The sequence below is a fragment of the Paenibacillus vini genome, from assembly GCF_018403325.1.
Classification (GTDB): Bacteria; Bacillota; Bacilli; order Paenibacillales; family Paenibacillaceae; genus Fontibacillus; species Fontibacillus vini.
In genome coordinates this window covers 21,731-32,302 of record NZ_BOSL01000029.1, presented here as the reverse complement: position 1 = coordinate 32,302, position 10,572 = coordinate 21,731, and the positions used below count along the sequence as shown (strand labels likewise).

Below are 10,572 nucleotides of genomic sequence, written 5' to 3'. Positions count from 1 at the left end.
ATGCTTCTTTAACGATTTGAATTTTGATTTCTTCTTTCCGCTTTTTCCCCATACTGGATCCTCTCCCTTACTTCTAGTATAAATTTTTTGGGTAGGAGGACTCCAGTTTTATTAGGGGGCCTAAGAGAATATCCAATGAACCGCCTCAACTGCCCAATATAGTGGACTTTTCATTGGAAATATCCAATGAAGTAGTGATCATCATATCGCGAAGTGAGAAGCTAGTTTGAAAACAGGAGGGGAGCGATGGCGCATCAAGTATTCGGTTTTGCGGTGCAAAGTTTAACTCCCACATCCAACATCTATTTCAAATCAAAAAGCCAGGCCGCGGCTCCCGAAGGAACCGCACAGCCTGGCTGCCGTAAATGCATATACGGATTATTTGTAAATGGATTAGGCCTTAATATACATCTTGTTAAAGTACTCTTCAAGCATCCGCTTGGTGGCGAACGCTTCGCGGGTGGTTTCAATGCTCTTTCTCATCATTTCAACCCACTTGTCGCGGTTATCATAGTAAGTAGGCAGGACGCGGTTCAGCAGCGTGTCGTACAGGGCGTCGCTGTCATGGCGATCCAGCACTTCGAAGTCGGTCGTCTCGAAGCCGTCACCGATTTGCCAACCGTTCTCCCCATCGATGCAGGCCTCAGGCCACCAGCCGTCCAGAATCGAGCAGTTGAGCACGCCGTTCATAGCGGCCTTCATGCCGGACGTGCCGCTGGCTTCCAGCGGTCTGCGCGGATTGTTAAGCCAGATGTCCGAGCCGCGAGTGAGCTGCGCGCCGATCGTCATATCGTAGTTCTCCAGGAACACGACGCTCTTAGGATACTTCTTCATCATCGCCACGAGATTGCTGACGATCTTTTTGCCGGTGTCGTCGAGCGGATGCGCTTTGCCTGAAAAGACGATCTGGATTTTGCCGGACTCCAGGTAAGGTTCGATAATCTCCGGCTGGGAGAAGATCAAGTCGCTCCGCTTGTAAGGAGCCGCTCTACGGGAGAAGCCGATCAGCAGATGGTCCTCGTTCAGGGAAATGCCGGAACGCTCTTCGATAAATTGAATCAGTTCACGTTTGATCTCCATATGGGTAGCCCACAAATCCCCGCCATCCTCGTAGGCACGGGTCATCCGATCATCCACCCAGGTCGGCGTGTGAATCGCGTTCGTAATACCGATAATTTCGGAACGGCCGGAAACCTCTTTCCACATTTTGTTGGAAGTATCCGCATGAAGTTCCGCTACTCCGTTGGAAATGCGGGACAGACGTAGTCCGGCGACCGTCATATTGAACGGATTTCCGCCGATGCGTTCCATTTGATCCCGGGTTAATCCGTTGTAAGCTGTCATGTATTCAAGCCGGTCGAGCGGGTGAGTTTCATTGCCTTCCTTAATCGGAGTGTGGGTTGTAAAAACAACCTCTTCACGCGTTGCCATCCAGGCTTCCTCAAAGGTTTTGCCTGCGCACATTTTCTCGCGGATCAGCTCCGTAGCGGCAAGCGCGGCATGTCCTTCATTGAAGTGGTAGACATCGATCGGAATTTGCAGGGCACGCATTGCCTTTACGCCGCCGATGCCAAGCACGATTTCCTGCGCGATGCGTTCCTCGCCGAACCAACCGTACAATTGGCCCGTAATCCAGGCATCGCCGTTCTCAGGAATGTCCGTATCGAGCAGATAGAGCGGGTTATTGCCGAACTGCTCGGTTTTCCATACTTTACAGACCACATCGGTATTGCGGACTTTGACTGTAACTTTTACCCCGGTATCCTCAAGAAAATCGTAAACATAATTGTGATAGGTGTCATAAGGTTTGCCGTTAGCATCAATCCGTTGATCCGTATAACCTTGCTTCCATTTGATCCCGATCGCGACAATTGGCGCGTCTATGTCTTTGGCGCCTTTGATGTAATCTCCGGCCAGAATTCCCAGACCGCCCGCATACATTTTAAAATCGGAATGAAGTCCGTACTCCATGCTGAAATAAGCTACAGTAGGCAAGTTTTTTTCGTTCATTAGGTAAGCCTCCTCGTAAATTCATGGATACATCGGCCATTTCTTTTCGGACGAAGCAAGGTATGATAGGTTAGTGCAAACGTTTGTCTTTTAGAAAGTAGCTTGCCGATGTGAAAGCGATTTCGAGAATTATTTTAGCACATATTATGCAAAAAGGAAGAAGAAATTGACAAAAATATTGACGAAATCGAAAAAACGGCAGAGAAAATTCATTATTTTGCGATTTAATCGATGAATTAATGATCAAACGTTTGCATTCCGGGGAGTTGAAGGACCTTTCCGGAAGTTATTCCGAAGAGTAGTCCGAAGAGTAGTCCGAAGGATAATCCTCCCAAACCTGCTGGTCCTCCGCAACCGCCTGTATGTCCTCAGGTCCGATCTGAAGGTAGACATAGCCTTCCTCCATCTGCTTTTTAAGGGCACGCTCCTTAATGAATTTCGGGCTGGCTTCGCCGGCCTCTTCATCATAAACGAGCAGAATACCATCACTTTTCCGGAACAGCAGCTCATCCCGGGCCCTGAATTGCCACACGCCCTGATAACCCTCTTTGCTGACGGAGCCATAGAAGTCGACCTTGCGGATAAGCTCGCGGTAATAGGTTTGCTTCTCCTCTTTCCATTGTTCCTCCTGATTGCTGAAGGCGGTAATAATCGAGCACTTCAACTGCGGATAGGTCTCTTTTAACTCCAATACGGCTTCACAGGCCCATAAATCGACGCCGTATTGACCCGGGGTAATCACCCACTCCAATCCCTCTTCGATCAGGGGAATCAGGCGCGCTGCGATCGCTTGCCGAATATAAGGAATTCCTTCGTGCTTATTGTTGTATATGCCGAGTTCGTGCGCACGGTAACCGGTGACGAGTAAATTTTTCAATCGAATTTCTTCCTTTCGTGAGCGGAACATTTCCGGATAAGACGTCATTGTATCATTATAACTCAGATGAGGAGGAATGACCGGGTTTACGGAAGCAATAGGACATTTCTACCAAATGAGGGGGAGCGAGAATGTTGTCGAAATAAGTCTTTTCGCCCAGTTACACGAGGTTATTGTTTGGGTAATATCACTGGGACTACATAACATTGGGAGGATATACAGTTGAAAAAATGGACAGCAGCACTATTGGGAGCAGTATTGGTACTAGGAATTACAGCATGTGGCAAGGAAAAAGCGTTGGAGGGCGGAGAGGCTAACGCAGCAGCCAACGCAGCAAACGAATCGAATCAGGGGGCAGCAAACACAGCCGATAACACACCGGCAAATACAGAAACGGCAGTTCCTACAGTCGAAGAGCTGATCAAAAAAGCGACGGAAGCAAGCGAAAAGCTCAAGAGCTTTTCGATGGATGCCAAGGTCAACCAAAATATCGTAATGGCGCAAGGCGATCAGAAGCAGGAACAGAAAGTCGATATGACGATGAAAATCGATATGGTGAAGGAACCGTTGGCGATGTATCAAGTCATGGATATGTCCATGGGCGATCAAGGCAGCCAGAACATCGAGCAGTACATTACTCAGGAAGGGATCTATTCCAAAGTGGATGGAAACTGGGTCAAGATGCCGGATGAAACCCGTGATCAGCTGATGGCGAGTCTTGAGCAATCGGCTAGTCCTGAAGCCCAGTTGGAGCAGTTTAAATCGATTTCGAACGATGCCAAGGTGGTTGAAGAGGGGGATGAGTTCGTTCTTTCCGCAGACCTTTCCGGCGACGGCTTGAAGGAGCTGGCCAAGTCTTTGATGAGTCAAGCTGGCGGAGAAAACGAGCAAACAGCAGCAATGCTGGAGCAAATGAATATTAAAGAAATCAAAATTTCGTATGCGGTGAATAAAGAAACGTACTTGCCGACCAAGTCCGTTGTCGAAATGTCGATGGATATGGATGTGGAAGGACAAAGTGTTTCCCTGGATATGAAAATGGACAGCAACATTTCTAAATACGACGAAATTACTTCCATTAAAGTACCACAAGAGGCGCTAGACAGCGCGCAATAAGCAAGATTAAGCAAGACGGCTGGACCCGGGATGTGCTGGGGCCAGCCGTCTTGTTCGTTTCTGCTTGGAATCGGCATAGTATGCAAAAAAGCCTGCGGCAAGGGCCGGCAGGCTTATCAAAATTGAATTGTGACAACGTTTACAAATACGAAAGGTTATTGGCCGTGAATCGAATAGAGAGTGAATACGGTATAGAAGACGGCGTAGAAAACGCCTAATGCGATAATCCATCCGAATGCGCCGCTTTTAACTTTACTGCTCCCTGGTTCCCACATGTGTAGTCAGCTCCTTTGTTTCGCAATGGATAATTGTGAACAATTTGTGTCTTACTTAATTATTGAACATTTTGTGACTAAAATCAAACATTTTTTTGAACATTTCTAAAAATATTTTTTTGCGAATACTAAAAGTGTGTGTTCAAAAAGTCGACTTTTCAGCACCAAGAAGGTTGGATGAAGGAGGGACAGAGGAGCGGAGCGTAGGCAAAACCTACGTGAGCACCTCAAATGTTTCCGCAGGAAACATACTTCGGAAGCATCCTCTAGGCCCGCCTGAGTTCAAGATTCGATGTCGAATAAGCAACCTGAGACACTTCGTGATCAAAAGATGATTTTTTGAACAACCTCTAAAAAACGCAGCCCCCGTAAGTGCGGAGCTGCGTTTATTATCGTTATTTTTTTTGCGGCTTAAAGCCTTCTTCCGTTAAGTATTCACCCGCTTCCTCCCGCGTTTCGAATACCATCTCCAGATTGATGCCGGAGTAGATGTACCAAAGGTCATCCTCATACTTCAGCGTGAGCGTTCCTCCGTCACCATCGGTCCAGATGCCGCCGGGAGAGTCCTTGGAGATATAATCGGGCACTACCGCCGTTTCCGGCGCTTTCCCGCCCGTGGAAAGAGAATGTATGGACTTGGCTACCAGATTGCGCAAATCTTCCTCGGTGAAATCCCGAATATTGACGTAACCTTTATCATCGACGTCATAGCCCTGCAGCAGTCCTGCATAGACGAAGCCGTTACCGTTAGGATGCAAATGATAGGCTACGGTTTTCTTGTCGTGAACGCTTTGTTCGTACTGATAATTTACCCGGCCGAGCGATACATTTTTTCTGTCCAGTTCGGGGTAAGAATCCAATATTTGTAGCTTTTGTTCAAAGGTAAGCATAATCCGCCTCCGGCACTTCATTTTGTTCAACCTCTAGTATAAAGGATTCGGACGGAATGAATCAAAGTGAAAGATGCATTATTTAGGAATGAGGCCGTTTATTTCATCTTCCCGGATAAAGGGTACATGATTTTTAGAACCTACTTCAAAGGGGGAGACCTATGAGAGAGCCGATTCAAAGAATAGTCAAGTGGGGGATCATGGGGACCGGCACGATCGCGGAGCAATTTGTGGCCGACCTGGCCCACACGACGAATGGGGTCGCTTATGCGGTAGGATCGCGCAAGCCCGGGAATGCGGCGCTCTTCGCCAACCAATTCGGAATTCCCCGTGCCTACGGAAGTTACATGGAACTGGTGAATGACCCGGATATTGATGTCATTTATGTCGCAACACCGCACCGTTACCACTTGGAGAATGCGCTGAACAGTCTGCGGGCGGGCAAGGCCGTGCTTTGTGAAAAGCCGATGACTGTAAACAGTCGTGAATTGGAAGTATTGATCTTGACCGCCAGAGAGCGCGGATTATTCCTGATGGAGGCCATGTGGATGCGCTTCTTGCCCCCAGTACGCAAAGCCATGGAATGGATCCGGTCCGGCCGGATTGGAGAAGTTCGTCTGCTGCAGGCCGAGTTCGGATTTATGGCCGATTGGGAGCCTGAGACAAGGCTACTGAATCCGGAGCTTGCCGGGGGATCGCTGCTGGATGTGGGAATCTATCCTGTGGCTTTCGCCTCGATGATATTCGGTATTCAACCGCGGGCAATTTGGAGCACGGCCCGGATAGGCGGGACAGGGGTGGACGAGCAGTTTTCGGCTCTGCTGACCTATGACACGGGGGAAGTTGCTTCTTTGCACGGAGCCATCCGGCTCGGTTTGCGAAATGAAGCCGTCATCCACGGAACAAAGGGATGTATCTCGCTGCCTTCCATGAATAAAGCTCCCTCTGTCTCCCTATATAAGGACGGGGAAGTGGTGGATACTTATACCGACAATCGCTTGGGAAAAGGGTATGAGTACGAGGCTGAAGAAGTGGGCAGATGCATTCTTGCCGGGGAAACGGAAAGCCCCCTGATGCCTCTCGATGAATCTTTAAAGGTGATGGAACAACTGGATACGATGCGTGCTCAATGGGGCCTGCGTTATCCTTTTGAATAGTTGCAGTGAAATATTGGTTTTTGCCCTTCTTAATTTGGTAGAATTAATATAATTCAAATTATTTAGTATGCAAAAGGAGAGCCAACCATGGGAGAATCGACAGTTAAGAAGATCAAATGGGGAATTATGGGCACAGGCTGGATCGCGGAGAAATTCGCCGAGGATTTGGCCCATGTCGGCAATGGCGAGGGCCTGGCCGCAGGCTCACGTACGAAGGAAAGCGCCGCAAAGTTTGCGGAGAAATTCGGCCTGCCGCGCGCTTACGGCAGTTATGAGGAACTGGTGAATGATCCGGACATCGACGCGATTTATGTGGCGACCCCGCATCCTTATCACCGGGATAATGTCTTGACCGCCTTGAATGCGGGTAAAGCGGTATTATGCGAGAAGCCGTTTACCGTGAACAGCGCCGAACTGGAGCAGCTGATTTCATCGGCCAAGCAACAAAATCTGTTCCTGATGGAGGCGATGTGGACGCGTTTTCTTCCACCGATCGTGCAAGTAAGAAAATGGTTGGAAGAAGGGCGGATCGGCGAGGTTAAGCTGGTTAAAGCCGAATTTGGCTTCCGCAGCGATTGGAATCCGCAGGGCCGGCTGCTTAATCCGCAGCTTGGAGGCGGAGCGCTGTTGGATGCAGGTATTTACCCGGTGTCTTTTGCTTCCATGATTTTTGGAACCGAACCTGAAAAAGTATGGAGCTCCGCCGATATCGGCGAAACCGGAGTAGACGAGAAGTTTTCCATTCTGTTGGATTACGGCAAGGGCAGAACGGCAACGCTAAACGGGGCGGTTCGCCTGGATTTGACGAATGACGCTTACATTCACGGAACGGAAGGGACGATCCACATTCCTTCATTCTTGAATGCGACCGAAGCGGTTCTCCGGGTAACCGGACAAGAGGAAGAAAAGTTTACCGACGGACGTTTGTCCACAGGATATTCGTTCGAAGCGGAGGAAGTGGGCAGATGCTTGCTTGAAGGACTTACGGAGAGTCCGGCCATTACGCTTGACGAGTCGCTGGGCATTTTGAAGCTGCTTGACGCGATTCGGGCACAGTGGGGACTGAAGTATCCTTTTGAATAAGTAATAATAAATGGCAGCCGGCCTCGTTTCTGTAATTGAACAGAATGGGCGGCTGCCATTTTTGATTTGAATGGCAAACACGATTACTCCAAAGGTCAATGAAACTTAACAGGACGAAGTAATTGGACAAGGAAGGAAGAGCATACAATAGAAGAGGGGATACCGGCTTAGGAACGATAGACAGACCTTCATTCATCTATGCTTAGCACCGTTTTGATCCACTGTACCGCTGCCGTCATTGCCGTCTTCCAAACTTCGAATCTCTTCCGTTAGCGCAGCTATTTTATCATTCATATGATCCAGCTTGGTTCCGACCGTTTGCAGCACATATTTGATTAGTATAAAGCACAGTGTAACGGGGAAACCGACATTCGCAACCATCGATACGATATCCGTAACCTGCATGTTCAAGGACCTCCTTTCTTTGAAAACTCCCTTTCACTTATATAGAGAAAAAATAATCCACCATTTACAACCAATAATTAGAAAAAATGTTATAATTAAAATTAAATCACATATTAATGGTTGTAAGACGAACCCTCATATTTCCCTATACTTAGAAGATGAAATATGGAAGGGGGAGGTAATTTTGAAAGAACAAACGACCGCGTACGAGCAGTATCGGAGGGAAGTCTACCGTATCGCCTGGAGGGTACAGTACAAAGCCAAAGTCGTGAAAAAACGGGAATGTTCATTCAACGGATTCGAACCGGCCATATCCAGCTTTGCCTCATCTTCTGACAACAAAATGTTGATCCGTCAGTTGATCAATGCGCTGCCTTCCAATACGGGGCGTACGATCATTTATAAGCTTTATCTGCAAGACAAGACTGAGCGCGAGGTTGCCCTGGAATTGAATATGACTCAGCAAGGGGTGAACAAATGGAAACGCAAAATGATCCAAGAGTTGTCCCGGATGATGAGTTCCTGAACTTACTTGAAAAAGCGAAACAAAACGATCCCGATGCCGTTCTGAAACTGATCGATCTCTACAAGGGAGATATCATGCGGGTCAGCCGATACATTCACTCGCCTACCGAGGATGCCGTTTCCGATATCATTCTGGAATTTCTGGAAATGATTAAGGAGAGGGAGACAAAGGAGCAAAGAGCGGGCGAATAAACAAGGAAAGACATAGAAAAATCCCCTGGGGACAGGGGATTTTTTTGATTTGTATAAAGAATCACAAATACTATCGCGATCTTAATTCTCAGTGATCTCAGCCGGAACATAAGGCCGGACTACCAAGACGGTCGAAGTATAACTTCTCCCTTGATAAACGGCTGTCAACGTGGTCCGGCCGGGGGTGAGTCCGGTCATAAAGCCCTGCTCGTCAATCGTGGCGATAGCCGTATCGGCGATCGTAAACTCGGTCTCCCCGTTTACGAGGCGGGCATTCCCGTACTCATCGGCGAACCAGGCCTGGATATCGAGCTCGCTGCCGATAGAAAGCGAGTAATCTTCCGAATCCAGGTAGAATTGCCCGTTAACCGGATTCGGGCCTTGAGTTCCGTCCGTGACATGGACGATGAGCTGCGCTTCCATCCCGCCATACCCGGCGGTAATTACCGTGCTGCCGGCGGACAGGCCGGTCAGCAGACCTCTGTCATCCACGGTTGCTATTTCAGGATTCCAAGAGGCATAGGTCGCTGAATCGGATACATCGAAGGTGCCGCCGTCGCTATAAACCGCTGTAATAACGCTTGGCTTCTGTTCACCGATAGCCAGATCAGCCTCGGCCGAGCCAAACAAGAGCCCGGATAATTCCGGATCTTCCGGCAGCGTCTCCCCATTTCCAAGGACCTTGATAATCTGCATCCGGTAGCTGTTATTCTCCCGGATTTGTCCGGAGAGTAACAAACCGCCGTCCGAAGCCAAAGCTCCATTGCCGACATTAACGAGGCCAGGCTCTTCAAATATAAACGTACCGGTAACCTCGCCGCCTTCATCCAGATGGAGCACCTGATATTCGGTTACTGTATCGGGATAGCTTCCGTAAGCATGCCGCCCCAGTAATGCAAACCCGTCCTCCATCATGATCAGTTGGGTCAGGTAGTCATTGTCCGTACCGAGGTTATAAGTCTTCTCCCAAATCGTTTTCCCCGTGGTGTCAATCTTACTCACAAAGGCGATCTGCTCACCTTCCTGCCGCTGCATCCCGCTAACCACATACCCGCCGTCCTGCGACGGTTCGATCGAACGGAGGGTTCGCCCGGAACTAGGCAGCGTCCGGGTTTGTTCCCATTCCACTTCCCCTTGGGCATCCAGCTTCACAATAACGGAACCGTCCTGTTGGGGGGTAATCATGCTATCTAGTGCGCCGACAGCTACATAGCCTCCGTCCGGTGACGCCATGATCTCATTAAAATATTGGATGTCGGCGTCGAAGCGGTATGTTTTATACCACACTTCATTTCCCGTCTCGTCCACTTTAAGCAAATAGGCGGAAGACACGGCATAAGAATTGGCACTGAAGCCGGTGATCACGTATCCGCCGTCCGGAGATTCAACAATCGATTCGCCGTGCAGATCCGTTGAAGGGGCTAAATCGTCATAACTCTTGTCCCACTCGACATTTCCTTGGCTGTCCAGTTTGGCCAGCAACGGAACGATCCGCGACTTGCCCGAGACATCGGTAACCACCCCGCTAATCAGATAACCCCCGTCCCGGGTCTCGATCGCACTATACGCCGTGCCCCCGGATTTCTCAGCGGCCGCATCGGCTTGTATTTTTGTCTCCCAAGTAATTTCACCGTCTTTGTTCAGCTTAACGACATAGATCTTTTGATCCGTGGCATATCCGGAGGCAGACAAATACACGATTTCCCCTACGGCGATGTATCCGCCATCGGTTGTGGGAATCACGGACCTTCCGTTTGAAGACGCAGCATCCGTTCCATACAGCCTGCTCCATTCCGCAGCCGGCTTGGCCGCCGCCTCTGCCTCCGCCGCGGCGGCATCGCTGCCGCCGGTCCCTCCGGACCAAGTTCCAATACATATTAGGGAAATTAAAGCCAGCTTACACCATTGCTTAAACACTAGCAGCTCTCCTTCCAAATTATGATCCTCAGGAAACATTACCCTTTTTTATTATTACGAAAGAGAGGAAAGTAAGAAATCCAGCTATATCCTTATTTAACGGATGCTGTTAGGGCGCTATGCCC

At 49.1% G+C, this 10,572-nt stretch carries 10 protein-coding genes; 5 read left to right on the top strand and 5 right to left on the bottom strand.

Annotation, left to right across the window (positions count from 1 at the left end; translation table 11 throughout):
• Positions 1-393: 393 nt before the first annotated feature.
• Positions 394-2,010 (bottom strand): alpha-glucan family phosphorylase, encoded by a 1,617-nt coding sequence (gene glgP / locus KJS57_RS25410; protein ID WP_211022816.1) that lies wholly within the window; start codon positions 2,008-2,010, stop codon positions 394-396.
• 286 nt (positions 2,011-2,296) lie between these two features.
• Entirely contained in the window at positions 2,297-2,887 is a 591-nt protein-coding gene (locus KJS57_RS25405; protein WP_213656775.1) for an SLOG family protein, read from the bottom strand.
• A 222-nt stretch (positions 2,888-3,109) separates the two neighbouring features.
• Here KJS57_RS25405 and KJS57_RS25400 point away from each other — a divergent pair, with 222 nt between their 5' ends.
• A complete protein-coding gene (locus KJS57_RS25400; protein ID WP_213656774.1) occupies positions 3,110-4,003 on the top strand; it encodes a DUF6612 family protein in 894 nt (297 codons plus the stop codon).
• A gap of 670 nt (positions 4,004-4,673) precedes the next feature.
• On the opposite strand, the gene KJS57_RS25395 is transcribed toward KJS57_RS25400, so the two are convergent.
• A complete protein-coding gene (locus KJS57_RS25395; RefSeq protein ID WP_211022813.1) occupies positions 4,674-5,168 on the bottom strand; it encodes a hypothetical protein in 495 nt (164 codons plus the stop codon).
• Positions 5,169-5,329: 161 nt separating this feature from the next.
• On the opposite strand from KJS57_RS25395, the gene KJS57_RS25390 reads away from it, so the two are divergent.
• Both KJS57_RS25390 and KJS57_RS25385 read left to right on the top strand, forming a co-directional pair.
• The gene (locus KJS57_RS25390; protein WP_244861712.1) at positions 5,330-6,325 is read left to right on the top strand and encodes a Gfo/Idh/MocA family protein; all 996 of its coding nucleotides are present in this window, start codon (positions 5,330-5,332) and stop codon (positions 6,323-6,325) included.
• A gap of 87 nt (positions 6,326-6,412) precedes the next feature.
• Positions 6,413-7,408 carry a Gfo/Idh/MocA family protein gene (locus tag KJS57_RS25385; RefSeq protein ID WP_213656773.1) on the top strand — a complete coding sequence of 332 codons (996 nt, stop codon included), beginning with the start codon at positions 6,413-6,415 and terminating at the stop codon, positions 7,406-7,408.
• 192 nt (positions 7,409-7,600) lie between these two features.
• Here the strand turns inward: KJS57_RS25385 and KJS57_RS25380 are convergent, their stop codons facing one another.
• A complete protein-coding gene (locus KJS57_RS25380; protein ID WP_213656772.1) occupies positions 7,601-7,813 on the bottom strand; it encodes a hypothetical protein in 213 nt (70 codons plus the stop codon).
• A 184-nt stretch (positions 7,814-7,997) separates the two neighbouring features.
• Here KJS57_RS25380 and KJS57_RS25375 point away from each other — a divergent pair, with 184 nt between their 5' ends.
• The gene (locus KJS57_RS25375) at positions 7,998-8,339 is read left to right on the top strand and encodes a sigma-70 RNA polymerase sigma factor region 4 domain-containing protein (protein WP_211022809.1); all 342 of its coding nucleotides are present in this window, start codon (positions 7,998-8,000) and stop codon (positions 8,337-8,339) included.
• Complete coding sequence (locus KJS57_RS25370; protein WP_211022808.1) at positions 8,291-8,530, top strand: helix-turn-helix domain-containing protein; 240 nt, start codon at positions 8,291-8,293, stop codon at positions 8,528-8,530. The genes KJS57_RS25375 and KJS57_RS25370 overlap by 49 nt, the downstream gene beginning before the upstream one ends.
• A gap of 81 nt (positions 8,531-8,611) precedes the next feature.
• Here the strand turns inward: KJS57_RS25370 and KJS57_RS25365 are convergent, their stop codons facing one another.
• Positions 8,612-10,447 carry an Ig-like domain-containing protein gene (locus tag KJS57_RS25365; RefSeq protein WP_213656771.1) on the bottom strand — a complete coding sequence of 612 codons (1,836 nt, stop codon included), beginning with the start codon at positions 10,445-10,447 and terminating at the stop codon, positions 8,612-8,614.
• Between the last annotated feature and the right edge of the window lie 125 nt (positions 10,448-10,572).

What these genes read in the sequence shown, in the direction of transcription:
- glgP (WP_211022816.1), bottom strand. Translation starts at nt 2,010, where the DNA reads ATGAACGAAAAAAACTTGCCTACTGTAGCTTATTTCAGCATGGAGTAC.
- KJS57_RS25385 (WP_213656773.1), top strand. Translation starts at nt 6,413, where the DNA reads ATGGGAGAATCGACAGTTAAGAAGATCAAATGGGGAATTATGGGCACA.
- KJS57_RS25395 (WP_211022813.1), bottom strand. Translation starts at nt 5,168, where the DNA reads ATGCTTACCTTTGAACAAAAGCTACAAATATTGGATTCTTACCCCGAA.
- KJS57_RS25370 (WP_211022808.1), top strand. Translation starts at nt 8,291, where the DNA reads ATGGAAACGCAAAATGATCCAAGAGTTGTCCCGGATGATGAGTTCCTG.
- KJS57_RS25390 (WP_244861712.1), top strand. Translation starts at nt 5,330, where the DNA reads ATGAGAGAGCCGATTCAAAGAATAGTCAAGTGGGGGATCATGGGGACC.
- KJS57_RS25380 (WP_213656772.1), bottom strand. Translation starts at nt 7,813, where the DNA reads ATGCAGGTTACGGATATCGTATCGATGGTTGCGAATGTCGGTTTCCCC.